The sequence below is a fragment of the Micromonospora sp. NPDC049004 genome, assembly GCF_040649315.1.
Lineage (GTDB): Bacteria > Actinomycetota > Actinomycetes > Mycobacteriales > Micromonosporaceae > Micromonospora.
Genome location: NZ_JBEZFG010000003.1, coordinates 571,655 through 597,322, shown reverse-complemented (window position 1 = coordinate 597,322; position 25,668 = coordinate 571,655). Strand labels below are relative to the sequence as shown.

Genomic DNA, 25,668 nt, shown 5'->3' with positions numbered 1-25,668 from the left:
ACGCGCCCTGGGCCGAAGTGGTGCCGTGCCGGTCGGACCTGCCGATCAGGTGATGGTGATGTCGCTGCACCACATGTAGGTCTGGTCCAGGTGTGACGCCCTCCAGATCACGAACAGGATCTGGTTCCCGCTGCGTGCGGGCAGCGAGACGTTGAACGAGATGTTCTGCGCTGGCGCGTAGCGCCCGGTCGTCGCGATCAGGTCGAGGTTGCCCCACCCGAGTCGCTGGGTGGCCGGGTTGAACCCCTGCTTGGTGACGTAGACCTGGAAGTAGTCAGCACCGTGGCTGGCCTGGTCGTACATCTGGACCGTGAGGTTGCGGCTGACGGTGGTCGCCTTCCACGGTCCGGGCTGGTTCACCGCGTCGTTCCTGGAGAGGGCGTTGCTGCACAGTTGCCCGTCGGGCGTGCGGGCCTGGTACTGACCAGCGAGGCCGTCCCGCAGTTGGCTCATCCAGTTCCACATGGTGTCGGGGTTCGCCTGGAACGCCTGCCAGCACATCGGGTCCTGCTGCTGCATGGCCGGGTTGGTGTGCTGGTTGCCCCAGGTCTTCCAGCACTGGTACGCGCGGGTCGCCGGACTGATGACGGTGCCGTGGGCCTGGGCTGCGCCGGTCCAGGGCAGCGTGCCGATCACCATGGCGAACATCAGAACGAGCGCCTGGAGGGACCGCCGGACGGTTGACCTGGGTCGTCCGCCGGATTGATCGGACGTGTGTGAACGCACTGTTCATCCTCCGTTCCTCGGTACGAGAGATCAGCATGGGAACGCTCCCAAAGTCACTGTTTCATCTATTAACTTAAATATCAATGCTGATCTATCTATAGGTGGATGTGAAGCAAGCTGTCCGAGATCGCCGGATCGATGACGGGTCCACGGACCCTGCTGGGGCGCCGGTGTGGTCAGAGCCCGGCGGCGGCGTCGTACCGGCGCCGCTGGTCGGCCATCTCCGCGGCGGTCAGCGCCTCCTCCTGCGCCAACGTCGCGTATTTGGCCGGGAACATCTCGCGCAGCCGGTCGACGAACCTGACGTCGGCCGTCGCCTCGACGACCTGGATGCCGGGAGGGTCGGTGGACATGTCCATGATCAGTGGGCCGGCCAGCTTGACGGCCACGTCCCAGGGGCGCTTCTGCTCGGCGATTCCGCAGAGGTGGAAGCCGTAGACCTTCTGCACCTCGGCGACGGTGGTGGCGTCGGCCGGTTCGTAGCCGTAGACGCGCACCCCGCAGATGACCGGTGGCTTCTCGGCGGCGTCGCCCTGCTGGGCGCTGTGTCCGGCGTGGTTGTGCTGCCCCGGGTCCGTCTGTTCGAGCGTGGTCCGCATGCGGGCCACGATCTGCACCTGCAGATCGGCCGGCTCCGCCCCCGAGTCGGCCCGAGTGGCAAGGACGACCGCGCCGACCAGCACCGCCAGTAGGACCACCGCCGCCCAGAGCGGACGGCGGCCGTACCGCTCCGCGAAACTCTCTCCGGAATCCATGATCGCTTTTCACCTCGTCGCCGGTTCTGATGTGGTGGCAGGCCGAATCGGATGCCCGGCATCTCAGCGGTCGAGCGCGCCGGCCATCGGGTCGCGTGCCGGGGATACCTGTGGCGGGAAAGTGGCGGGGGAAATGCCTACCCGGCAGAGTGCCCGCCGTCCTGACGATGGCCCGGCGATGGGGGCATGCGGGCGTCTGTCACCAGGACGCGCTGCCACCCCTGCGATGCTCCCGTGCTGGCCGTTCTCAGCACGGTTGCCCCCGTGCTGCGGCGATATGAGCCATTCCAACACGTCTGTGTCCACTCTGGCAACATTGACAGGCGTCAGTGTGGATTCGGCCCGGGTGGGCCGGGGTGGCGGTGAGGCGCCGGTTGGCAGCCAGGTCGATACCCCGGAGTCGGTCGAGTGTGGGCTGGCCTCCACAAGCGCCCGCTCGTCGCTCGCCCGACGACGCGTCGATACATCGACCGCCGGATGCGCGGATCGAATTGATTCGATATAGCATCGCGGCAGGGCAGGGTCACTCCGCACGGGCGTACGACGCCGGTGCACTTCATCCACCGGGCGGACCGGGCAGCGGCCGGTGGGCACACCGAGGAGAAACGCAGATGAACGACGTACCCGCTCGACCCAAACACCGAACCAGAGGTGCCGCCAGGCTGCTTCTGGGCGGGGCCTGCTCCCTGGCGGTCATCGTGTCCTCGATGGCCGTGGCGACCTTCGCCCAAGCGGATCTCAGCGGCCCGCCCGGGACCACACTGCAGGCCGCCGCCGAGCGCAGCGGCCGGTACTTCGGCGCCGCCATGGGCGCCGACCGTCTCAACGACTCGGGCTTCCTGGCCATCGCGGACCGCGAGTTCGACATGATGACGGCCGTCAACGAGATGAAGCCCGACGCGACCGAGCCGAACCCCGGCCAGTTCGACTTCCAACGTGGTGACGCGATCTACAACTGGGCCACCCAGCACGGCATGCGGTTCCGGGGCCACACCCTGGCCTGGCACGCCCAGCAGCCGAGGTTCTGGGGGAGCCTCAGCGGCAGCGCCCTGCGGTCCGCGATGATCAGCCACATCAACGGCGTGATGGCCCACTACAAGGGCAAATTCGCCTACTGGGACGTGGTGAACGAGGCCTTCGCCGAGAACGGCAGCCGGCGCTCGTCGAACCTGCAGTCCACCGGAAACGACTGGATCGAGGTGGCGTTCAGGACCGCGCGCGCGGCGGACCCGAGCGTGAAGCTGTGCTACAACGACTACAACATCGAGAACTGGACGTACGCCAAGACGCAGGGCGTCTACAACATGATCAAGGACTTCAAGGCCCGGGGCGTACCGGTCGACTGCGTCGGTCTCCAGACCCACTTCACCGGTGGCAGTTCACTGCCGGGCAACTTCCAGCAGACGCTGTCCAGTTTCGCGGCCCTCGGGGTTGACGTGGCGTTGACCGAGGCCGACGTCACCAATGCCTCGACCAACCAGTACCAGGGCCTGACCCAGGCCTGCATGAACGTCCCCCGCTGCGTCGGAATCACGACGTGGGGCATCCGGGACAGCGACTCCTGGCGCGGCAGCGAGAACCCGCTGCTGTTCGACCGCAACAGCAACCCCAAGGCGGCGTACACCGCCGTCCTCAACGCTCTCAACGCCGCCTCCACGACAGTGCCGGGCACGCCGCCGACGACCGCTCCACCGACGACGGCTCCGCCGACGACCGCTCCGCCGACCACTGCTCCGCCGACCACTGCTCCGCCGACGACCGCTCCGCCGACCACGGCGCCGCCTGGTGCCTGTACCGCGACGTACCGCATGGTCAACAGCTGGGCCGGCGGCTTCCAGGGCGAGGTCACCGTGGCCAACAACGCCTCCGCCGCCCTCAGCGGCTGGACCGTACGGCTGACGCTGGCCAGTGGGCAGAGCATTGCCAACGTCTGGAACGGCATCAACACCGGCACCAGCGGGACGGTGAGCGTCCGTAACGCCGACTACAACGGGTCCCTCGGCGCGAACGCCTCGACCACGTTCGGCTTCCTGGTCAACGGCAGCAGCAACGCCGCGCCCGGCGGTCTTTCCTGCATCAGCCCCTGATCGGCGAGACGTACCAGCCCGCCGCCGCCTCAGGACGCTGACCCGGCCCGGAGCCACCGGCTCCGGGCCCGGGTCCGTCGTGGTCGATCGAACCCGCTGTGCTTCGGTCGGTCGGCAGCCGGCCGACCGAAGCACCTGCCGAATGTTCCTGCTGGCCCGGCCCGTGTGGTGGGGGACCAGCCGTCATGGAGGATGACCATGCGCAATCTTCTCGCGGCGCTCAGCGCCGCCCTGATCCTCGGCACCGCAGTCGGCAGCGTTCCGGCCGGCGCATCGGGCGCCCCCCAGTCCTCGTGCCCCCGCGGCCTGCTCTTCTGTGAGGACTTCGAGCGACTGCCTCCCGGAGGGGCCAGCACGGTGAGCTGGGGCGTCGACACCCGCCACGGCACGCTCACCGTGGAACGCGCCCGTCGCGGCAACCAGGTGCTGCACATCCACACGGTGGACAACGGCCGCGCCTTCCTGCGCGTCGACGACTTCGCCGCGCCGGGCAACCGCTTCTACGGCCGCATGCGTCTGCGCGTCGATGCCTTCCCCACCGCACCGGACTGGGCGCACTTCACGCTTGTGGAAGCCACCGGCGCCGGCAGCGCGGAGGTCGTCCGTCCGGTCGGTGGCCAGTACGCGCCCACGGTCCCCGGAACGTTCTGGGGGGTCGGCGCCGACGGTGGTCCGACCGGCGACTGGACCAACTGGCGCGAATCCGCGCCGGTCGTCGAGGACACCTGGCAGTGCTTCGAGTGGAAGATGGACGCGGCGGACAACCGCGTCGCGGTGTGGATCGACGGCGTGGCGAACCCGGAGCTGACCGCCTCCACGACCGACCACGGTGGCAACGATGTTCCCTTCGTCCTGCCGACTGTCGACACGGTGAAGATCGGCTGGCAGCTTTACCAGGGCGGCACGACACCTGGCGAATTCGACCTCTGGATCGACGACATCGCCCTCGCAAGCAAGCGGCTCGGCTGCTGAGCCGAAGCCCGGCTCGGAGGCTCTCGACACCTGTCGTCGCGAGGTAGGTCCCGATCGGCGTCCCTGCCGGGGTGCGGCGGCAAAGCCGCACCCCGGCAGCGGGTCGCAGGGCGGGTCAGGCCGAGAGGGGAGGCACCGTCTTCCCGGCGGTGCGGCCGCACCTGTCGAGTCAGCTGCCTACGGGGCCTGTTCCGGTGGTGGTTGGCGGCGGATGACCAGGAGGGCGATGTCGTCGTTCGGGTGCTCCTGGGCCGCCGTGGCCATGATGTGGTCGCACAACGCCTCGGCTGGCCTGGACCGCACAGCGTCGGAGAGACGCTCGATACCGGTGTCGATCAGTTCGCTGCGGCGCTCGACCAGTCCGTCGGTGTAGAAGACGAGCGCCGCGCCCGGCGGCAGGTCCACGACTGTGGTGCGGCGGTTGGTTGCTGGTCTGCCCACACCCAGTGGCCGGTCCACCGTCAGGTTGACGGGCTGGGTGGGCTGGCCGGGGACAGCCAGCAGCGGCGGCAGATGGCCTGCCGAGGAGAGGTGCACCCGCGTGCCGTCCGGTGTGATCAGGGCGTAGACGGCGGTGGTGAGGTTGCCCGCCTCGAAGTGGTGGATCTTACGGTCGAGGGAGGTCAGTGCCTGGGCGGGATCGACGGAATCGAGGGCGTAGGCACGTAGCGCGCTGCGGATGCGTCCCATGACGACCGCGGATGGCAGCCCGTGGCCGGAGACGTCGCCGATGACGGCGCCGACCCAGCCGGAGGGCAACCTGAACACGTCGTACCAGTCGCCGCCGATGCCCAGGTCGTGGCCGGGTACGTACCGGGCGGCCAGGTCGAGGCCGGGAATGTCGGGTAGCTTGCCCGGTAGCAGGCTGTGTTGCAGGGCCAGCGCCGCCTGCCGGTCGAGGGCCCGCGCCCGGGCCTGTCCCGCGAGGCTGGCGCGATCGGCGACGAGCTGCAACAGCTGCACGTCGTCGGGGCCGAACTCGCGCAGGGCCAGGGAACCGACGTGTAGTACGCCGACGAGGTTGCCGTTGGCGAGCATGGGCACGCCCAGCAGGGCTCGTATCCCCGTGGCGAGCAGGATGGGATTGACGACGTCGTCGGGCGTGACGTTGTGAATCGTGACTGGCGCGCGTGTCGCTGCCACCCGGCCGGCGAAGCCGCGTCCGACCCGGATGCGGAAACCGCGCCGCACTTCCTCCTCCAGGCCCTTGGCCGCTGTCGCGACGAGTTCGCCGGTGTGGTCGTCCAGCAGGAGGATGGTGGCGGTATCGACCTCGAGCAGGTCCCGGACCCGGTCGAGTAGCTCGTCGAGCAACTCGGTGATGTTCAGCCCGGACAGGGCGGCGTCGGTGATCGCCTCGATACGTCGCAGCCGCTCGTCGTTCGTCATCAGCTCGGCATCGGCCACGCAGGAAGCCTAGACGCTGGCACGTCGTCGACGGCACACCCCGAGGAGAGCAGGAGTACACCGCCTGGGCGCGGGGTACGTTCTGATGTAACACCGGCGTGCTCATCGTCCGGCAAGTCGTTCTTGGAAGGCTGTCCGCCTTCGTGCCACCGGTAAGGTCACCGGCTCCACGTCCGACAGGGAAGGGAAGCAGTGGCTGATCCACCGCTGGACCAGCATGCCCCTGGCGCCGGCAAGGCCTTGTTCTCGTCGGCGTTCACCCTCGTGGATCTGACCCGGGTTCGACACGAGGTCGAGGCGGTCAGTCGCCGGTGCGGCCTCGCCCATGACGAGATTGAGAACTGGGTCATCGCGGTCAACGAGCTGATGATCAACGTGATTCGGCACGGGGGTGGGCAGGGTGGCCTACGCCTGCTCCTGAACGGGCAGCTCACCTGTGAGGTCACCGACCAGGGGCGGGGCTTCAACACCGCTCGTTACGTTCCCAGCGCCGAACGACCGCCCTTGTCCGACGCAGGAGGAATGGGCCTGTGGGTGGTCGGACGCATGGCCGACTACGTCCTCGTCGACAGCGGCCCCGCAGGCACCACCATCCGCATCGCGGCACGCAGCCGCGACACTCTCCGATAACCGTGCGGTTTCCCTGCTGCCGACCGGCGGACGGTCACCACGCGTCCTCTCGACCTCGGCCGGCGGATCACCGACGGTGGCGGGCCATCCACTGCCAGATGTGGGTGCCGTTGTGGCTCGGGTCGTTGCGGGCCACGTAGATCCAGGACCAGTGACCGGGGAACTGATAGCCGTTCCAGACGACATGGTCGTACAGGCTGATCAGTGATCCTCCGATGAGGTCGTGGGCGTGGATCGTGTTGGTCTCGGGGGGCACCGTGTCGTCGTCGCGCGAGGCGACCAGCCAGGTTGGGGTGTGGATCCTCGCCAACTCCGCGTCGGTGATCAGCGGCGGGCCCGCCCCGTCGAGCGGCTCGACGACCCCGCAGATCGGCACCGACGCGGCGAACAGGTCGGGATAGGCGACTGTCATCTCCAGGGACATGTAGCCGCCGTTGCTGCAACCGACCACGTAGATCCGGTCGGGGTCGACCCGCTTGCGGCGAACGAGGTCCTGGACGATCTCGCGGATCAGCGGGGCGAACCGGGGGCCGTCCTGGATCCAGTAGGAGGTGCTCTGCGGAGCGACGACGTACGCGCCGGAGAAGATCCGTTGAGCCTGCGGGGTGGCGAAGCCCAGCGCGCCGCGGTTGGCGCGCAACGTGGTCTCGTTGTCGTAGTAGTCGTCGGGCAGCGAGGCGCCCTCGCCGCCGCCGTGCAGCCACAGGATCAGTGGCCGTCGGCCGTGGCGGGGTGAACGCTCCGGCGAGTACAACCGGTACTTCAGACCCGAGCCCGACACGTGGTGGCTGAAGGCGTCCACCTCGGGGTTCGACAGCCGCCCCTGCACGAAGCGCGCGATGGTGACCGGCGGGCCGTGTCGCCGCACGAGCGGAGCGTTCTGCGTGATGGTGTAGACGAGGTCCAGCCGGACGTTGCGGCCCCTACTCACGATGTAGCCGAGGGTGCCACCGCCGAGTTGCCCCTCGGCGGTGCTGAGCTCCAGCACGATGTTCCCGTGCCGGTCGAGCCGGGCGGCGGTCACGGTGCGGTCCAGGTCGTACTCGCTGAAGATCAGATCGCCGGGAGCGATCGGGATCGGGCTGGTGGCCTTGGCGTGCACGGTGAACGTGCCGGGGGTGAGCCCGGCGGGGTCGATCGGTCCGAGCCCGCTGGTGTCGAGGGTGACCGAAGTGACCTGCTCACCGCCGTCGAGCGTCCTCGCGTCGAGGGTGAAGCTCACGCTGGTGCTGTGGTGGCCATCGGCGTGGGCGGCGGGGCCGGGCAGCGCCAGGCCGATGGCGGCACCGGCGCCACCTGCCAGGACGCTGCGGCGAGTGACAGACGTGGACATGCGGCCCCCGTACCCCGAAAGGTGTAGACGTTCGTCGATGGCATCCCAACGTAACGCCCCCGAGATCCGCCGGCAACCGGCGCCGCCGCAGTGCGCTCGACGGCGGTGCGGTCAGACGACGGCTGTCACGTTCTCCTGCTCCGCGCGCACCCGGTACCGGTAGCGCAGCGGTGACACGCCCACCTCGCGCTTGAAAGCGGTGCTGAAGGCGCTCTCGGACGCGTAGCCCAGGCGGGAGGCGAGCGATCCGACGCGGACATCGTCGTCGCGCAGGGCACGTTGCGCGAGCAGCATCCGCCACCGGTTGAGATAGGTGACCGGCGGCATCCCCGCGACGGCCCGGAAGCGGTCGGCGAACGACGTGCGCGACATCGCGGCGGCACGCGCCAGTTCTTGCAGGCCCCAGGGCTTTTCGGGTTCGGTGTGCATGAGGGTGATCGCCGGGCGCAGCCGTTCGTCGGTCAGCGCCCGCAGCCAGCCGGGAGGCAGCTCGGCCTGGTCGACGTAGGCGCGCAGCACCTCCAGCAGCAGGAGTTGGCCGTGCTGCCGGACCGCGAACGCCGAGCCGAGGCGAGCGCCCGTCGCCTCGTCGAACAGCCGGTCGAGGCTTGTGCGCAGGCTGCTGGCCGCCGCGGCGGACGCCCGTACGTGCGCGACCGGGGGGAGCGCCTGCAGCAGCAGTGTCCGACCAGCCTGGTTCAGGTCCACGCGTACGCCGATGACGACGTCGTCGGCGTCCCGGTCGGCGCCGGCGAGGCCGAAGTGGTGGCCGGCCTCCTCCGGGGCGATCACGCGGAGCGGAGCGTCGCCGGCGCCACCTGCGATCTCCAGCCACGACCGGCTGTTCACGATCGCGACGTCGCCCGGCCCGAGCTCGATCGACCCGTCGACCCCGTCGGTGGTCAGCCGGGCGCTGCCGCGCACCACCGCGAAGAACTTCAGGAGATCCTGCAACGGTGCGCGCGACACCCACCGACCCCGGGCTGTCAACCCGCCGGTCAGCAGCCCGCGCACCTCGACGAGGTCCAACACCTCGGACAACTGGTCACCGGGCATTCCCGTACTCTTGCATAAGAAATCCGGACCGACAACCATTCATAGTTCGAAAGCGCTGGCGCACAGTGGTGTCATGACACCGAACATGACCCACCGGCAGCACCCCATCGGATCCGGTTTCACCGCCGCGTCGACGGCCGACGAGGTGCTCGCGGACATCGACCTGTCCGGCATCAACGTCATCATCACCGGCGGTCACCACGGACTCGGCCTGGAGGCGACGCGCGCGCTGAGCAAGGCGGGCGCGTCAGTGACAGTGGCTTCGCGTAACCCGAACCGGGCGGCGGCCAGCCTGACGGGCATCGAGCGCGTCGACACCGGCGGGCTCGACCTTCTCGACCCGGGCTCGATCGACGCCTTCGTCGCTCGGTACCTCGACTCCGGACGCCCGCTGCACATTCTGATCAACAACGCGGGCATCATGGGTGGCCCCCTGGTCAGGGACGCCCGCGGGTACGAGTCGCAGTTCGCCACCAACCACCTCGGTCACTTCCAGCTGACCCTCGGTCTGCTGCCCGCCCTGCGGGCGGCGAACGGCGCCCGGGTGGTCAACCTGACCTCCGGGGGGCACCGCCTGTCCGACATCCGCTGGGACGACCCGCACTTCACCAGTGGGTACGACCCCATGGGGATGCTCGGATACGGTCAGTCGAAGACTGCCAACGTGCTGTTCGCCGTCGAGCTGGACCGCCGCTGGGCCGCGGACGGGATCCGGGGATACGCCGTGCACCCGGGCATCATCCACGGCACGAATCTGGGTCCCCACATCACCGAGGGCGCCCCACGCACGGCGATGTTGAGCGACGAGCAGTTGCGGGCCATGAGGCTCATCGACGAGTCGGGCCAGCCGATCATCGACCCTGACCGCGAGCACAAGACGCCGCAGCAGGGCGCCAGCACCACCGTCTTCGCCGCGACCAGCCCGCTGCTGGCCGACATCGGCGGCGTCTACCTCAAGGACAACGACGTCTCGCCACTGGACGAGAACCCGCAGCCCATCACCTTCGGCTCCGAGGAGGTGCCCCCCGCCACCGTCGTGCCGCACGCCATCGACCCGAGGTCCGCACAAGCCCTCTGGAAGCTGAGCGAGGAACTGCTGGCGGCGTAGGCAGGGGCAGGGTTCGCCGTGGTCCCGACCTGTCGGGTACGCCCCACCCGACAGGTCGAGTCCACGTGACTGACACCACCGCGGCGTCACGGGCACGGGCCGCTTGTCGGTCGGTCGGGCGACGTCCGCGCACCCCGATGTGCGCGCCTCGCGTCAGCGCACGGGGCCGCGGATGCCGTCGAGCAGGAGTGCCACGTGCCGGCGCCAGTCGCCGGTACCGGTCATGTTCGCCATCGCGCCACGGGTGATGAGGACGAAGTCGTCAGCGAGGAAGTCGGCGCGCAGGCGGCCGGCGGCAACGGCGCGTTGAGCGATGCGGTCGGCGATCGCCGCGAACTCCTTCTTCTCGGCGACGATGTCCGCCCAGTGCGGCTCGGCCGGGCCGAGGAGCGCGAAGCGAAATGCGGCGTCCGTCTGCGCGGCTGCCAGATAGTCCAGGAGCAGCGTCTCGAAGGCGGTCCAGGGGTCCTCGACGGCCTCGGCGGCGCGGGCCAGGGTGGTCATCGCCGCGAACCGGCGACCGATGATCGCCGCGAGCAGCGACTTCTTGTCGGCGAAATGCCGGTACAGGGTTCCGACGCCCAGGCCGGCGCGCTCGGCGATCTCGTCCATCTGCACCGCGTCGCCCCGCTGGGCGAACAGCTCACTGGCGGCGTCGAGAACGGCTTCGCGGTTGCGTCGGGCGTCGGCGCGCAGCGATCGGTCGGGAGCAGTCATGGCGGCTCCATCGTAGTTGACGTTCGAGGGCGGGCGACGATAGATTCGGAACCGGAATTCACCTTCAGGTTAGGGGTCCTCATGATCGTGGTCAGCGCGCCGACCGGACAGATCGGCAGCCAACTCGTCCGGCAGTTGCTCGACCGGGGGCGCCGGGTTCGAGTGATCGCCCGCGACGTCACGCGCCTGGACCGCGCCCTCCGCGAGCAGGTCGAGGCCGTCGAGGGCTCCCACGACGACCCCGTCGTGCTCGACCGGGCGCTGCCGGGCGCCGAAGCGTTGTTCTGGCTGGTCCCACCGAATCCGCACGCCCCGAGTGCCGAGGAGCACTACCTGCGCTTCGCCCGGGCCGGCACCGCCGCCATTGCCCGCCACCGGGTGGGCCACGTGGTCGGCGTGTCCAGTGCCGGGCACGGCTGGCCCAAGCCGGCGGGTCTTCTCTCCGCGGCCTTCGCCATGGATGCTGAGCTTGCGAAGTCGGGTGCGGCCTACCGGGCCCTGTCCATGCCCTTCTACCTGGAGAACCTGCTTGGACAACTCGATGCGATCCGCGGGCAGGGCGCCTTCTATCTGACCTGCGCCGGTCACCTTCCGCTTGCCACGGTCGCGACGCGCGACATCGCCGGCGCGGCTGCCGAACTCCTCACGGACCTGTCCTGGACCGGGCAGGAGGACGTCCCGGTGTTCGGGCCGGACCGCCTCACCCCGGACGGCATGGCCGAGGTGATCAGTCAGGAGCTCGGCCGGCCGGTCGCCTACCGCCGGACGACAGTGGAGGACTTCGCGGCGATGCTGCGGTCCCGGGGCGCGACCGATCAGGCGATCACGGACCTGACCGAGATGTTCGCCGCCCAGGACGAGGGCATCTACGACGCCGACTGGGCGCGCGCGAAACCCGTGGCGACCGACTTCCGGACCTGGTGCCGGCAGGTGCTCGTACCTGCCGCCAACACCCGCGAATCCTGATCAGGCCGGCTCGCTCGATCGCGACAGGCGGACGGGAGGGACCACGCGCCCGTCTGTCGCGATTCGCGCCGACAGATCGTGCCGGCCACTGACGAGGTGCCGCCGTGCCTGCCTCCGGAGTGGAAGGTGGCGAAACGTCGGCATTGGCGCGTGGTGAACGACGGGTATCCCGAACAGGGCTCCTGCGTCGATCATTGCCCGGAGATAGACATGAGTCACTCTCACCTCCTGGTGTAACGCCCGGGCGCGGAGGGCGAGACGTCGGCACCGAAGCCGGGCGTACCGAACGGCCCGACTCCGCGTCCCCGGAGGATCGCCATGCCTCGTCCCGCTCTCCGAAACCGGCTCGCGGCGTTCACCGCCGCCGCCCTGACCGCGAGCGTGCTGACGGTGACACCGCCAGCACCGGCGCTCGCCGCCAGCACGTTCGCCGCCAACGACTACTGCCTCGGCCAGTGCGCCGACATCCTGCCCCCCGGGCAGAACGGCAACGCCACGCTTGTCGCCATCCTGGCGCACCAGGCGCTCGGCACCCGCCCGGCGCACTCCAGCGACCAGCTCGACGAGTACGCGAACCTGGTCTACAACTACGCCGGGCTGACCGACGAGCAGATCGCCCACTTCTACAACGACGCCTCGTTCGGCGTCCCGGCCGCGCAGGTGGAGAGCACCGTCTCGCCGCGCGCGGACGTCACCATCGTGCGGGACAAGGCCACCGGCGTCCCGCACGTCACCGGCACCACCCGCGGCGGCACGATGTTCGGCGCCGGCTACGCAGGTGCCCAGGACCGACTCTGGGTGATGGACCTGCTGCGGCACGTCGGTCGCGGCAACGTCACATCGTTCGCCGGCGGCGCCCCCGGCAACCGGGAACTGGAGCAGAGCGTCTGGGCCAACTCGCCCTACACCGAGGCGGACCTCCAGGCTCAGGTGAACGCGCTGCGCACCAAGGGCGCCCGGGGTCAGCAGCTCTACACCGACGTGGCCGACTACATCGCCGGCATCAACGCGTACATCGACAAGTCGATCGCCGACGACAACTACCCGGGCGAGTACGTGCTCGCTGGCGCCGGTAAGCCGACGCACTTCACCATGACCGATCTCATCGCCACCGCAGGGGTGATCGGCGGGCTCTTCGGCGGGGGAGGCGGCAGCGAGATCCAGTCCGCGCTGGTCCGAGTGGCCGCGCGGGCCAAGTACGGCGCCACCGAAGGTGACCGGGTCTGGCAGGCGTTCCGGTCGCAGAACGACCCGGAGACAGTGCTCACCCTGCACGACGGGCAGAGCTTCCCGTACGGGGCGACACCGCCGGGCGCGACCAGCGCCGTACTGCCCGACGCCGGGTCGGTGGTCGCCGAGCCGCTCGCCTACGACGCCAGCGGCGGGGCCGCCGCCCGCACCGGCACCAGCACCGCCACCCAGGAGCTGATCGGCGGCCTGTCCAACCTGCGCGCGCACGGGATGTCCAATGCCGTGGTGGTGTCCGGGCGGCACACCACCACCGGCAATCCGGTCGCTGTGTTCGGGCCGCAGACCGGCTACTTCGCGCCGCAACTGCTGATGCTCCAGGAGCTGCAGGGGCCGGGGATCAGCGCGCGCGGCGCCGCGTTCGCCGGGCTCAACCTCTACGTGCTGCTCGGTCGGGGCCAGGACTACGCGTGGAGCGCCACCTCCGCCTCCCAGGACCTCACCGACACGTACGCGCTGACGCTGTGCACCACCGATGGCAGCGCCCCGACGCTGCGTACCAACCGCTACCTCTACCACGGGCAGTGTCTCGCCATGGAGGCGCTGGAGCAGCGCAACTCGTGGTCGCCGACGCTTGCCGACTCCACCCCGGCCGGGTCGTACACGCTGCGCGCGCTGCGCACGAAGTACGGGCTGGTGTCCTACCGGGGTCTGGTGAACGGGCAGCCGACCGCGTTCACCAAGCTGCGCTCCACCTACCGGCACGAGGCCGACTCGGCGATCGGCTTCCAGGCCTTCAACGACCCGTCGGCGATGGGCAGCGCGGCGGCGTTCCAGGCGTCCGCGGCCAGCGTCGGGTACGCGTTCAACTGGTTCTACGTCAACTCGACCGAGGCGGCGTACTTCAACTCCGGCTCGAACCCGGTCCGGTCGTCCGTCACCGACCCGAACCTGCCGGCCAGGGCCGAAGCGGCGTACGAGTGGGCCGGCTGGAACCCGGACACCAACGACGCCACCTACGCTCCGGCGTCGGCCCACCCGCAGTCGGTCAACCAGGACTACTACGTCAGCTGGAACAACAAGCAGGCGCGGGACTTCGGGGCGGCCGACGGCAACTTCAGCTTCGGCTCCGTACACCGGGCTCAGCTGCTCGACGGCCCGGTGCGTGCCGCGATCGCCCAGCGCAAGCTCGGCCGCGCCGACGTCGTCAAGATCATGGCGGATGCGGCGGTGACCGACCTGCGCGGCCAGCAGGTTCTCGGCGACCTGCTGCGGGTGCTGGACAGCACACCGGTCACGGACCCGGCGTTGGCCGACGCGGTGGGCAAGCTGCGCGCCTGGCAGCAGGCCGGGACCCGCCGGGTGGAGATGTCGCCCGGCTCCAAGGTCTACCAGCACGCCGACGCGATCCGGATCTTCGACGCCTGGTGGCCGCTGCTGGCCTCGGCGGAGTTCCGCCCCGGCCTCGGGCCGGACCTCTACGCCGCGCTTGTCGACGCCATCGAGGTGAACGAGGCGCCGTCGGGCGGTCAGAACGGCGCGCGCGACGGCACGGCGAGCTGGGCATTGCAGGGGCAGGCGCACAAGGGCTCGTCGTTCCAGTACGGCTGGTGGGGCTACGTCGACAAGGACCTGCGTACCGTCCTCGGCGAGCCGGTGGCCGGTGGGCTGGGCCGCGCGTACTGCGGCAACGGCAACCTCGGCACGTGCCGGCAGGCCCTGCTCGGCGCGCTCGGCCAGGCCGCCGCGGTGCCGGCCACCACTGTCTACCCCGGAGACAAGTCCTGTGGGGCCGGCGACCAGTGGTGCGCCGACTCGATCGCCCAGTCCGGGCTCGGCGGCATCACCCACCCCCTGATCGCCTGGCAGAACCGCCCCACCTACCAGCAGGTCGTCTCGTTCCCCGCACGTCGGGGCGACGACGTCGCGAACCTGGCGCAGGGTCGTCCGGCCACCGCGTCGAGCACCCAGTTCCTGACCAGCTTCACCCCAGACAAGGCGGTCGACGGCAACCTCGGCAGCCGATGGGCAAGCAGTTACAACGACAACCAGTGGCTGCGGGTCGACCTCGGCGCGGCCCGCACGGTCAGCCGGGCCGTGCTGCGGTGGGAGGCCGGGTATGCCACCTCGTACCGGATCGAGGTCTCCGGCGACGGCAGTTCCTGGACGCCGGTGTTCGCCACCACCACCGGCAACGGCGGCGTCGACAACGCCACCTTCGCGCCGGTCACCGCCCGCTACGTGCGGGTGTACGGGGTCAAGCGGGCCACCTCGTACGGCTTCTCGCTCTACGAATTCGAGCTGTACGGACGGTGATCTCACCCGGGAGGGGTCGGCGGGGTGTCACTCGCCGGCCCCTCCCGGGCGTGTTCAGCGCCTCGGCTGGCCGGCGCCCCATCCGGAAGTCCCGTGAACTGGACAACTGTCGCAGTGGTGACGAAGATGGCGATCCCGTCGGGGTTCGCGAGGAACAACCGGGGTAACCACGGCGATGTCCTCCGACCGAAAGGGCCGGCCAGCCTACGACGCTCTCGGTGCGCAGGCCCAGGAGATCGCGGAACGAGCCCGTCGCCAGGGCGGTGCGGTTGGCAGGTCCCGGGTACGCCAACTCGAAATCATGCTCCTTCTCGCCGTCCAGTCCGGACTCGCCGCCGCGCTGTCCTGGGTGATCGCACACGAGTTGCTGCACAGGTCGGCACCGGTCTTCGCGCCCAGCGCGGCGGTCGGAACGATCGTCGCCGCCCTCGGGCAACGCGCCAGGCGAACGGCCGAACTCATGGTCGGCGTCGCGCTGGGCCTGCTGACCAGTGATGTCCTGATCCTCGCCATCGGGTTCGGGCCCTGGCAGATCGGTCTGGTGGTCACACTGGCCATCACCGTGGCGCTGCTGCTGACCGGACGCAGTGGCGCGCTCGTCGCACATGCCGGTGGTACCGCGGTACTGATCGCCACCCTGTCGCCGACCACGCGGGACCTTGAGATGCCCCGGATCCTCGACGCTGTCGTGGGCGGCGGCGTCGGACTGGCGGTGGTCGGGTTGTTGCTGCCGATCAACCCGATGCGCGTTCTCGACCACACCGCCGCGCCGGTGACGGAGAGGCTCTGCGCACACCTGGGGCAGGTCGCACAGGCACTGCGACAACGCGACCCGAACCTTGCGAGACACGCACTCGACCGGCTCCGGGGCGTGGGACCCGACCTTGATCGGCTGCACGAAGCGCTGTCCGGCGCCGACGAGGTGGTGATCCTGGCGCCGGCACGGTGGCGGCGCCGGCGCGATGTGGAGCGCTACAAGCGCGGTATGCAGCACTTCGAGCGGGTGGCGATCGAGTCCCAGGAACTGGCCCGTTGGGCCACGACGAGCCTGGAATACGACGAACCGGTGCCCAAACAGCTCGCGATCGCCGTGGAGCGACTCGCCGACGGGCTCCGGTTGCTTCGGCAGGACGTCCGCAAGGGTAAGGCCCCGGAGCAGACCCAGCAGGCGGCCCTGGACGTCGGGCGCTTGGCCGGACAAGCCGACGCAACGGGCCTGCGGCCGTACGGTGCCGCCATGGTGACCCAGCTGCGTACGGCGGCGAGCGACCTGCTCCGGGCGAGCGGGTACGAGCCGGAGAGGGCAAACAGGCTGGTACGCGGGGCGGCCCAGGAGGGCTTCGGTCAGGCCGGCGCGAACCCGGCCTGACCCGCCTCCGGTGACGGCGCAGACGTCACCGGAGGCGGCTCACCGGCCGGCTGCGCGAGGAACGACTTGATGTGTTCCAGCGCCATGTCCAGGGCGACTTCCATCGGTGCGACGTCGTGCGCGGCGTTCGCCAGCAGGTAGCCGCCCTGCAGAGCGGCCATCAACCCCGTGGCCAACTTCTCCGGGTCGGCGTCCCGGCGGAGTAGACCGCTGTCCCGCATCCGGTGCAGACCATCACTGATCAGCTTTTCCCATGCCGCGAACGTCTCCGACAGCGACGATCGAGCCTGCTCATCCTGATCGGACAGCTCGAGGGCCATCGACCCGAGGCCGCACCCGTATTTGCCGTTGTTCAGCGAGTTGGCCTGGACCAGCGCGTTGCGCCAACGGACCAGCCCGGAGAACGATCTCAGTCGTTCGAGCCCCGCACGTTCACGCTGGAGCACGAGCGCGCCTCGATAGGTGACCAGGGCGCGCACGAGTTCCTGCTTGTCGGCGAAGTGGTGGTAGAGCTGGGACTTGCTCGTCTGGCTCGCCTCGCGGATGTCGTCAAGGGTCGTCGCGTTCACGCCGCGTACGAGCATCAGCCGGTTCGCCGCATCGAGGATCCGCTCGCGGGTCGCGATGCCCCGCTGACTGATCCTCCGCCCGTTTCTCGGCGCGGCAACCTGCTCCTCGCTCATCTGTCAAGTGTATCCAGCGCACCGGATGATCCAGCGAGAATGGGACCTCGCAGTCCATCCGGTGCCCTGTCCTATGTGCGAATGCCGAAGAGCTGACGGACTTGTTGCTGGACCATGTGGTCCTGTTCCTCAGACGTCGCTGCCGGCGCCGGAGGGGTCAGGCCGTCGCCCGCTTGGGAAGCTTCCACCCGGGGCGGGGGAAGTGGCAGGTGTACCCGTCGGGGTAGGTCTGCAGGTAGTTCTGGTGCTCGGGCTCGGCCTCCCAGAAGTCTCCTGCCGCGGTGACCTCGGTGACGACCTTGCCGGGCCACAGGCCCGAGGCGTCGACGTCGGCGATCGTGTCCTCGGCGACCCGCTTCTGCTCGTCGCTGGTGTAGAAGATCGCCGAGCGGTAGCTGAGGCCGATGTCGTTGCCCTGGCGGTTCTTCGTCGAAGGGTCGTGGATCTGGAAGAAGAACTCGAGCAGCGCGCGGAAGTCGGTCTTGTCGGTGTCGTAGACGACCTCGATGGACTCCGCGTGGGTGCCGTGGTTGCGGTAGGTGGCGTTCGGGACGTCGCCGCCGCTGTAGCCGACGCGCGTGGACACGACGCCGGGCTGGCGGCGGAACAACTCCTCCATGCCCCAGAAGCAGCCGCCGGCGAGGATCGCCTTTTCGGTGTTCATGTCATCTCCCTGCCTGTCGTCGTGCCGGTGTCTCTTGTGCAAAGCGCAGTGCGAGCCAGGTGGAGCGCACCTCGACCCGCACGTACAGACGCTCTGCGGGGCGGTGGTATTCCCGCGGCCTTCACCTTTCTTGGACTGTATAGTCCGGAAGCTGCATTGACAAAGCGCCCGGAGATTGCCTCAAACAAGCTGTTGAGCTGGTAGCTCTTGCAGAAGCGCGAGCGGTCGTTGCAGCCCCAGACTGGACTTGACGGACCATTTTGAGGCGGCTAGGTTCGGGTCCCGCCGCTCCCGGCGCCATCCCCGCGCCCAACCGCTACCGATCAGCCGTGGGTGTACGGCGCCGGGGCTTGACGCCGCCAACGCTGGGAAACGGACATGCGCTCCTCGTGCGGCGCAGACGAGGGCTGGATACAGGGAGGTATCTGATGAAGGCGATTGTGGTGACGGACGAGGCTGCGGGAACAGCCGGAATGACGCTGGTGGACCGGCCTGAACCGGAACCGGCCCTCAACGACGTCGTCGTCCGGGTCCACGCGTCGGGGTTCGTCCCGACCGAGATGGCGTGGCCCTCGACCTGGACCGATCGCCTCGGACGTGACCGGACGCCGTCGATTCCCGGGCACGAGCTGGCCGGAGTGGTCACCGCTCTCGGGTACGGCACGACGGGCCTGTCGGTGGGACAGCGGGTGTTCGGCCTCACGGACTGGACCCGGGACGGCACCCTGGCGGAGTACGTGGCCGTCGAGGCGCGCAACCTCGCGCCGCTGCCCGGCGACGTCGACTTCACGGTGGGCGCGAGCCTGCCGATCTCCGGCCTGACCGCCTGGCAGGGACTGTTCGAGCACGGCCGCCTTCAGACGGGGCAGAGCGTCCTCGTGCACGGCGCGGCCGGCGCGGTCGGTTCGATGGTGACGCAGCTCGCACGTGAGTTCGGCGCCTACGTCATCGGCACGGGGCGCGCTGCCGACCGGCAAAAGGCGCTCGACTTCGGCGCGCAGGAGTTCGTCGACCTCGAGAACGACGTCCTCGAAGCCGTCGGTGGACTCGATCTGGTCATCGACGTCATCGGCGGCGACATCGGGAAGCGGTCGGCGGGCCTGGTTCGGGCCGGGGGAGTCCTGGTCTCCGTCGTCGGGCCGCCCGAGGTGCGGCCCGCGGAGGGCCTGGCGATCGACTTCGTCGTGACGCCTGACCGCGCCCAACTGGGGGAGATCGTCCGGCGGGTACGGGACGGGCGGCTGCGGACGAACATCGGCACCGTCGCGGACCTCGACGACGCCGTCGCCGCTCTCAATCCGACCGAGCGGATCACCGGCAAGACGATCATCCGCGTTCGCTCGTAACGGGTTCGGAGGACAGCGGGCGACGGCACCGCAGGTCCGCGGTGCCGTCGACGCGCTCCACCACGTCCGGCAACCGTGGGTGGTCATGGTCAGGGCCTCCCCGGCGATCGTTCTCCGAGGAGGCCCTGACCACTTAGCCGACCTGGTCGGTCAGCTCAGAGGCGCGGGTCCTCCTGCACCTTCAGCGCATTGAGGATCGGATCGCTCTCACCCTTCTCGCGGGTGAGTTGGATCCTCAGATCGCCACCGGTGTGCGTGACGGTGACCGTGTTGATGTCCGCGGTCAGCGCACTCACCTTCGCCTGCACGTCGTGGTCGTAGAGCACGACCTTGCCGTCGATGAGGACATCGAAGGCACGCTTGCCGGCCTTGACCTTCTCGATCTCCGCGAAGTCGAGCGCGATCCGGTACGTGCCGGCGGGAGCGTTCTTGAAGACGTAGCTGAACGTCTCGCCGGTCCGCTGGGTGCGGAACAGCGCGTCGTCCTCGGTGCCGGCGATGTCGGCCTTGGTGGCACGCGTCCTGCCGCCGACGTAGCCCCACTGTCGCGAGCCGAGCTCCTGGTCGGGGGACCAGACGAAGCCGTCGGTGCCGACGAACCCGGTTCCGCCGACGTCGACGCCCCTGTCGTAGGCGGAGGTCGCCAGGCGTACCGGCGTGAGCTGGGCCTCGCCCTTGCCGGCGTTGGACGCCACGAGCACGTCCCCGACGAGCACGCCCGGCTGGACGCCTGCGTTGTCGGCCGTCGCGGTGACCGTGGTGGACTCGCCGACCGCGAGCGTGACCGTGCCGGTCGCGGCCGCGCCCGTGAGGGTCAGCCACGGAAGGTCGGCCGCCTCGTGGCCGCCGTCGCCGGTGCGCTTCTGCTCGCTGATCCGCACCTCGAGCGGGGCGGAGCCGGTGTTGGTCACGGCCACGTCGGCCGTCGCCTTCTGGTTCCGGTCGAGGAGCCAGTCGAGATTGCCCGCGCTGACGGTCGCGATGCCCGTGGTCAACGCCGTGTCGACCACCTCGGCCTGATCCTTCCTGGCGATGATCACCCGGTGGCTGGCGGTGACGTAGTTCGGGGCCGACACCTCCACGGTGTTCTCGCCGACCAGCGCCTGGGCCTTCCACCGACCCTTGGCGTCGGCGGTGATGACCCGCTCACCGTTCGGCCCCTTGAGCGTGACGATGGCGCCCTCGATCGGCTTGCCGTCGTTCCGGTCGGTGACCGTGCCCTCGATCGTGCCCGCCGCCGGGAGCGTGTACTCCAGCCCCAGGCCGGCCTTCAGGATGGGCTGGTTGAAGGAGTACTGACCCGCGGGGTTGCGCGTCAGGCTCTCCACGCCGACGGTCGCCGACGACCCCCGCGTGAGGGGGTTGTCGCCGCCGACGCCGTCGCCGTACCCGATCTGGATGCGGCCGTCCGCGATCAGGGTGACCGAGAAGCTCACGCGGGCCGTCTGGTCGTCGTAGAAGGCGACGTTGCGCCATTCGATGACCTCCGCCGCCAGACCGTCCACCTCGGTCCGGCCGAAGTAGATGCCTGCCTCGTCGTCGACGACGAGGTCGTCCCAGAGCGGATGGATCGCGTCGATCGGACCGGACGACGGCAGCGCCGTATTGTTCCCCAGCGTGCTGGCGCGGTCGAAGGCCAGCGTGCCGTTCGTCGTCACGCACACGCCGTCCCAGGCCGTGTCGTAGAACGGGAACAGGAAGCTGGAGTCGAACCACAGCACGCCGCACACGTCATCGCCGTGCCACCCGGACTCCTGGGTGCCCTGGCGGTAGAGCCCGTCGGTCACCTTCATCGCGTACGAGCGACCGGCGGGTGCCACCGGCACCGGGCCCGGCTCCGGCTGCTCGGGCTGGGGATCCGGCTCCACCGCGTCGGCGCGCGGATCGAGCGTCACCCGCAGCGCGGCGATGGTCGGGGCCTTCAGGCCCTTCGAGCCGCGCAGCTCCACGGTCAGCGGACCGCCCTCGTGCTGCACGACTGCCGAGCGCCAGTCGGCGGCGTTCGACCCCACGGCCGCCGCCGGGTCGTACGCGTACTCCGTGAGCGCTCCGTCCACGAGGACGTCGAACACCCGCTTGCCCTTGGCTGCCTTGTCGATCTCGGCGAAGCCGAAGTCGATCGCGTAGGTGCCCTTGGGCGCGTCCGGGAAGCGGTAGAACAGCTGCTTGTCCGAGGTGGTGCGCTGCGACTGGAACAGGGCGTCGTCAGTCGTACCGGAGATCGGGGCCTTCGTGGAGGCGGCCTTCGTCTTCCCCTCGTAGCCCCACGACGTCCTGCCGGCGGCCTGGTCGGCGGCCCAGGTGTAGCCGGAGCCGTCGGTGAGCTTGGAGCCGCCGGCGTTGACGCCGACCTGGTACTTCGTGGTCGTGAGCGTCACCGGAACATACGTCTTGGACTGGCGTCCGGAGTCGGAACGCACCACGATGTTCGCGCCGAGCACGCCGGGCTTCGCGCCCTTCGAGGAGATCGAGACCTTGACGGTCGTCGACTGGCCGGGGGCGAGGGTGCCGCCGGTCGAGGAGAGCGACAGCCACGGCAGGTCGGTGATCAGGTCATCCTCGACGTCGACAAGCACCACGTCGTCGGCGACCTGGTCCGCCGCCCACAGCGCACCTGTCGAGTCGGTCTCCAGGCCGCCGCCCTGGCCCGCCTTCTGGCCCGGGAACCACCACGCGTTGACCAGCGAGCAGTCGTCGGGGTCGACCTGGAGCAGGCGGGTGGGCCGGTTCGAGGTGAGGTCGGTGTACCAGATGGTGTCGGACGCCTGGTTGTACGCCAGGCCCATCACCTCGGGCAGCGGCGGGGCGCAGAAGGACAGCAGCGCGCCCGGGTTGTCGTGTGACGTGCCGGCGACGGTGCCGATCATGCCGTTCGCCCGGCCGCCGACGTAGAACACGTCCCGGGTCGGGTTGTACGCGAGGCCGGTCAGCTGCAGCGTCGACCAGTCACCCTTGATCTGGCGCGTCTCCTTTCCGGTCCCGGTGTTGAAGCAGTGGATGTAGCTGGCCGGGCTGTCCTCCATCTGGCACATGTCCCCGGTCTTGGAGTCGAGCGCCATGTCGAACGCCCGGTACGCGGGGTTCCACGACGCGTCGAAGACCTTGCCGGTCCGCTTGCCCGTCACCGTGTAGGCGGTGTTGGTCCGCGCGTTGTAGTCGTGGACCCAGACGTCGCCGTCGTACCCGATCCCCGAGGGCTCCTTCTCCGCGATGGTGCCCGGGATGGCGATCCGGGTGATGACGTCTCCGCCGGAGGTCGCGCCGACCTTGGCAGCGGCCTGTGCCTCCGCGGCGCTCGCCGTCGCGGCCTTGCCGTCGACGTTCGACGGCTTCATGCCGCTCGCGCCGGCCTTCCAGGCGGCGAGGTCGATCGTGCTGGCCGCGCCCTTTCCGGTGCGCGCGGTGGCGCCGGCGGCGTCGAGGTCGGGGTGGCGTGCTGCCTCGCCCAGGTCGTACGTGAGTGGGGCCGAGCCGTTGTTGGTGAGCGTCAGCGAGCCGGCGCCGTTCTGGTCGGTACCCAGCAGCGCCTCGAGGCCGTCGGCCTTGAGGCCGGCGACACCAGTGGTCAGACGTGCGTCGATCGTCGCCTTCGCGTAGAGCTTGTCCAGCGAGAAGGGGTACGTCCCGGTCGTGTAGTTCGGCGCCTCGACAGTCATGGTGTAGTCGTCGACCGGGAGCTGGCGGTGCACGATGCCCGTCCCGTTGGTCGTGACGGCCTCGACGAGCCCCTTCTTGTTGCTGAAGGAGACCTTGGCTCCGGCCACCGGCAGTCCGTCGTTCTTGTCCACGACCGTCGCGTCGAGGTACCCGAAGTCAGGCAGGTCGTAGGTGACGACCATCCCGTCGCGCAGCACCGGGGCGCTGTCGGAGAACCGGATGCCGTCGACGCCGGCCCAGCCCTGGATGCCCGTGGTGGCGTGGGCGCCGGCGGTCACCGGGTCGTCGGTCCCGATGCCGTCGCCGTAACCGAAGATCACGGTGCCGGAGCGGGTGAGCGTGGCCGAGTAGCTGACCGGCTCCGTGTACTCCGACCGGTCCGGATAGGCCCAGAGCCTGGCCTTGCGGAATTCGACGACGAACGCGTCCTCGCCGTTGACCTTGGTGGCCGCCGTGAAGACTCCTCCGCCGGGGGCGAACTCGACGGGCGTCTGGACGTAGAGCGGGAAAACGCCGGCACCGCCACTGCCGGGTCCGGTGCTGGTGTCCGGGGAGATCACGCCGCGCAGGCTGATCCCGAGGCTGTCGTGGCTGCCGTTGTAGAGCGCGATCGGGAACGGCAGCCGCACCGTCGCCCACACGCCGCTGGTGAACGCGACCGGGTCGGTGCCGCGTAGGTATTCGCCGTCGGAGACGGCACAGCTGTAGCCGCCCTTGTCGACGACCAGCCCCACGGGGATCTCCCGCGACTCGTTCTGCGCCCCGACGGTCAGCGGGACGGTGGTGGGCGAGAAACAGGCGTTGGGCTTGACGTTCAGCGAGTACGTGCCCTCGGGCACGGCGCTGATCGTGAACGCGCCGTTGGCGTCGGTGCGTACCGGCTTCAGCGGCGTGTCCGTGACCGAGACGTCCGCGTTGGGGACGGGTCGCTTCTTGTCGTCGACGACCTTCCCGCTGATGTCGTGCCTCGCGGCGGCCGTGAGCGGCAGCGTGACCGACGTGTCCTGGCCGAGGGAGATCGTGACCTGGGCGGTCGCCGTCAGGTAGCCGAAGACCTTAGTGCTGAGCTGATAGTCGCCGACCGGGAGGTTCGTCGTGAACCGGCCGTCCTTGTCGGTTCCGATCGACCGGCTGAACGGCCCGCTGATCGTCACGTCGGCAGCGGGGACCGGGGCGCCGTTGGCGGTGACCACACCGGTGAGGGTGCCGCCCTTGCGGGGCGCGAGTTCGAGCAGGCGGACGAGGTCGAGGCGGCCTTCGCCGTACTTGTTGTTGATCTCGGCGGTGCCGCCGCACTCGGTGTCGTCGACGTCGACAGCCGACTCGCCGAGCAGGCGGCGGGTCTCCTCGACCTGCCCGATGAGGGTCGGGTCGTAGCTCCACAGCGCCGCGACCGCGCCGGCGACGTGGGGGGCCGCCATCGAGGTGCCGGACATCTCGACGTAGCTGTTGTTCGGGTAGGACGAACGGACCGCGTCGCCCGGAGCGGAGATCTCCGGCTTGATCCGCCCACCTTCACCCTCGCCCTTGCGGGAAAACAGCGCGAGCGTCCCGTCCTGGGCGTACGCGCCGACCGAGTAGGCACTCTCGGCGGAGCCGGGCGAGGAGACGGTGTCGCAGGCCGCGTACGGCGTGGTGTTGCCCGACGACCAGACGCTGAACATGCCCGCGGCGCTCCACGCCTCGTCGATGGCCCGGAAGAAGTCGTCGAAGCTGTGCTCGACCGTCTGACCCCACGAGTTGTTGACGACGTGGGGGCGCTTGGACGGGTCGGGGTTGTTCCCCTGGACGTCGGTCGGGGCGAGCAGCCACCAGCCGGACCGCAGCAGCGACTCGACGCCACTGTTGTCGCAGCAGCCGTTCGTCGCGATCCACTGCGCGTCCGGAGCGACACCGACGTGGTTGGTGCCGTCGTCGCCGACCATGGTGCCCATGGTGTGCGTGCCGTGTCCGTTGTCGTCACACGGCGCTGCAGTGCACGAGCCCCGGGTGGCCATCCAGTTGTAGTTGTGGTCGACGGTGCCGTCGGGCTTCGCGCCGCGGTACTGGTGCGCCAGGGCGGGGTGGTCGAACTGGACGCCCGAGTCGAGGTTCGACACGGTGATGCCCGCACCGGTGGCGCCCATGGCCCACGCCTCGGGTGCGTGGATGGCGTCCAGCCCCCACGACACGGTGCCGTCCTTGCCCGCCTTCGCGGCGGGGCGGGCAGCCTGGTCAGTGGGGACCTTCTCGTCCACCGGCTTGACCAGCGCGACCTGCGGCGTCGCGTGGATCTCGGCGACCTGCACCCGCGCGGCCACGTCGAGGGCGAGCTTCTCGGTGCCCCCCTTGACGAGCACGGCGTTGGCGATCGGGTAGGAGGTGTACTTGACGCCCGCCCGGTCGAGTTCGGTGGAGACCGAGGCCAGGGAATCCTTCGCCGCCGTGGTCAGCGCGTCGTAGACGAACTGACCACGAGCGGCCCAGTCGGCGATCTTCTTCGCCGGCCCGAGGTCGGCCCTGGTCTCGAACGTGATCCAGAAGTCGGACGCCGGAGACGTACGGAAGCGGTCCTTCAGGTCCGGGGCGATCTTGTTGGCGGCGGCGCCCGGGTCGGGCTCCGCGGCGGACGCCGGTGGTGCCTGGATCAGGCTCAGGCCGACCACCGCGGCAAGCGTTGCCGCGAGGGCTTTCAATCTCATGGGGGGT

At 69.6% G+C, this 25,668-nt stretch carries 17 protein-coding genes; 8 read left to right on the top strand and 9 right to left on the bottom strand.

Annotated features, from left to right (window positions below):
* Positions 1 to 45: 45 nt before the first annotated feature.
* On the bottom strand, positions 46 to 639 hold the full coding sequence (locus AB0B97_RS11945; protein WP_357492968.1) for a lytic polysaccharide monooxygenase: 594 nt from the start codon (positions 637 to 639) through the stop codon (positions 46 to 48).
* A gap of 263 nt (positions 640 to 902) precedes the next feature.
* A complete protein-coding gene (locus AB0B97_RS11940; protein WP_357492966.1) occupies positions 903 to 1,481 on the bottom strand; it encodes a hypothetical protein in 579 nt (192 codons plus the stop codon).
* Positions 1,482 to 2,188: 707 nt separating this feature from the next.
* Between AB0B97_RS11940 and AB0B97_RS11935 the strand changes: the two genes are divergently transcribed.
* Both AB0B97_RS11935 and AB0B97_RS11930 read left to right on the top strand, forming a co-directional pair.
* On the top strand, positions 2,189 to 3,568 hold the full coding sequence (locus AB0B97_RS11935) for an endo-1,4-beta-xylanase (RefSeq protein ID WP_357492964.1): 1,380 nt from the start codon (positions 2,189 to 2,191) through the stop codon (positions 3,566 to 3,568).
* 198 nt (positions 3,569 to 3,766) lie between these two features.
* Positions 3,767 to 4,540, top strand: a complete 774-nt coding sequence (locus AB0B97_RS11930; protein WP_357492962.1) for a hypothetical protein — start codon at positions 3,767 to 3,769, stop codon at positions 4,538 to 4,540.
* 177 nt (positions 4,541 to 4,717) lie between these two features.
* Here the strand turns inward: AB0B97_RS11930 and AB0B97_RS11925 are convergent, their stop codons facing one another.
* Positions 4,718 to 5,947 carry a GAF domain-containing SpoIIE family protein phosphatase gene (locus tag AB0B97_RS11925; RefSeq protein WP_357492960.1) on the bottom strand — a complete coding sequence of 410 codons (1,230 nt, stop codon included), beginning with the start codon at positions 5,945 to 5,947 and terminating at the stop codon, positions 4,718 to 4,720.
* 192 nt (positions 5,948 to 6,139) lie between these two features.
* Between AB0B97_RS11925 and AB0B97_RS11920 the strand changes: the two genes are divergently transcribed.
* Positions 6,140 to 6,577 (top strand): ATP-binding protein, encoded by a 438-nt coding sequence (locus AB0B97_RS11920; protein ID WP_357492958.1) that lies wholly within the window; start codon positions 6,140 to 6,142, stop codon positions 6,575 to 6,577.
* Positions 6,578 to 6,644: 67 nt separating this feature from the next.
* On the opposite strand, the gene AB0B97_RS11915 is transcribed toward AB0B97_RS11920, so the two are convergent.
* Both AB0B97_RS11915 and AB0B97_RS11910 read right to left on the bottom strand, forming a co-directional pair.
* Complete coding sequence (locus AB0B97_RS11915) at positions 6,645 to 7,910, bottom strand: PHB depolymerase family esterase (protein WP_357492956.1); 1,266 nt, start codon at positions 7,908 to 7,910, stop codon at positions 6,645 to 6,647.
* Between the two features lie 111 nt (positions 7,911 to 8,021).
* The gene (locus AB0B97_RS11910) at positions 8,022 to 8,966 is read right to left on the bottom strand and encodes an AraC family transcriptional regulator (protein WP_357492954.1); all 945 of its coding nucleotides are present in this window, start codon (positions 8,964 to 8,966) and stop codon (positions 8,022 to 8,024) included.
* Positions 8,967 to 9,039: 73 nt separating this feature from the next.
* Here AB0B97_RS11910 and AB0B97_RS11905 point away from each other — a divergent pair, with 73 nt between their 5' ends.
* Positions 9,040 to 10,074 carry an SDR family NAD(P)-dependent oxidoreductase gene (locus AB0B97_RS11905; protein WP_357492952.1) on the top strand — a complete coding sequence of 345 codons (1,035 nt, stop codon included), beginning with the start codon at positions 9,040 to 9,042 and terminating at the stop codon, positions 10,072 to 10,074.
* 153 nt (positions 10,075 to 10,227) lie between these two features.
* On the opposite strand, the gene AB0B97_RS11900 is transcribed toward AB0B97_RS11905, so the two are convergent.
* Positions 10,228 to 10,791, bottom strand: a complete 564-nt coding sequence (locus tag AB0B97_RS11900) for a helix-turn-helix domain-containing protein (protein ID WP_357492950.1) — start codon at positions 10,789 to 10,791, stop codon at positions 10,228 to 10,230.
* Positions 10,792 to 10,872: 81 nt separating this feature from the next.
* Here AB0B97_RS11900 and AB0B97_RS11895 point away from each other — a divergent pair, with 81 nt between their 5' ends.
* The 3 genes from AB0B97_RS11895 to AB0B97_RS11885 all read left to right on the top strand — a co-directional run bounded on the left by AB0B97_RS11895 (position 10,873) and on the right by AB0B97_RS11885 (position 16,630).
* A complete protein-coding gene (locus AB0B97_RS11895; protein ID WP_357492948.1) occupies positions 10,873 to 11,757 on the top strand; it encodes an NAD(P)H-binding protein in 885 nt (294 codons plus the stop codon).
* Positions 11,758 to 12,075: 318 nt separating this feature from the next.
* Positions 12,076 to 15,261 (top strand): penicillin acylase family protein, encoded by a 3,186-nt coding sequence (locus tag AB0B97_RS11890; protein WP_357492946.1) that lies wholly within the window; start codon positions 12,076 to 12,078, stop codon positions 15,259 to 15,261.
* A gap of 175 nt (positions 15,262 to 15,436) precedes the next feature.
* Positions 15,437 to 16,630, top strand: coding sequence for an FUSC family protein (locus tag AB0B97_RS11885; RefSeq protein WP_357492944.1), 1,194 nt, complete (start codon positions 15,437 to 15,439; stop codon positions 16,628 to 16,630).
* Here AB0B97_RS11885 and AB0B97_RS11880 read toward each other — a convergent pair.
* Positions 16,606 to 17,313, bottom strand: a complete 708-nt coding sequence (locus AB0B97_RS11880; protein ID WP_357492942.1) for a TetR/AcrR family transcriptional regulator — start codon at positions 17,311 to 17,313, stop codon at positions 16,606 to 16,608. The genes AB0B97_RS11885 and AB0B97_RS11880 overlap by 25 nt on opposite strands.
* A gap of 157 nt (positions 17,314 to 17,470) precedes the next feature.
* Positions 17,471 to 17,977: a peptide-methionine (S)-S-oxide reductase MsrA gene (msrA, locus tag AB0B97_RS11875; protein WP_357492940.1), complete on the bottom strand. Its 507-nt coding sequence runs from the start codon at positions 17,975 to 17,977 to the stop codon at positions 17,471 to 17,473.
* A 428-nt stretch (positions 17,978 to 18,405) separates the two neighbouring features.
* Between msrA and AB0B97_RS11870 the strand changes: the two genes are divergently transcribed.
* Positions 18,406 to 19,323 carry an NADP-dependent oxidoreductase gene (locus AB0B97_RS11870; RefSeq protein WP_357493431.1) on the top strand — a complete coding sequence of 306 codons (918 nt, stop codon included), beginning with the start codon at positions 18,406 to 18,408 and terminating at the stop codon, positions 19,321 to 19,323.
* 155 nt (positions 19,324 to 19,478) lie between these two features.
* On the opposite strand, the gene AB0B97_RS11865 is transcribed toward AB0B97_RS11870, so the two are convergent.
* Positions 19,479 to 25,661 (bottom strand): S8 family serine peptidase, encoded by a 6,183-nt coding sequence (locus tag AB0B97_RS11865; RefSeq protein ID WP_357492938.1) that lies wholly within the window; start codon positions 25,659 to 25,661, stop codon positions 19,479 to 19,481.
* Positions 25,662 to 25,668 lie beyond the last annotated feature (7 nt).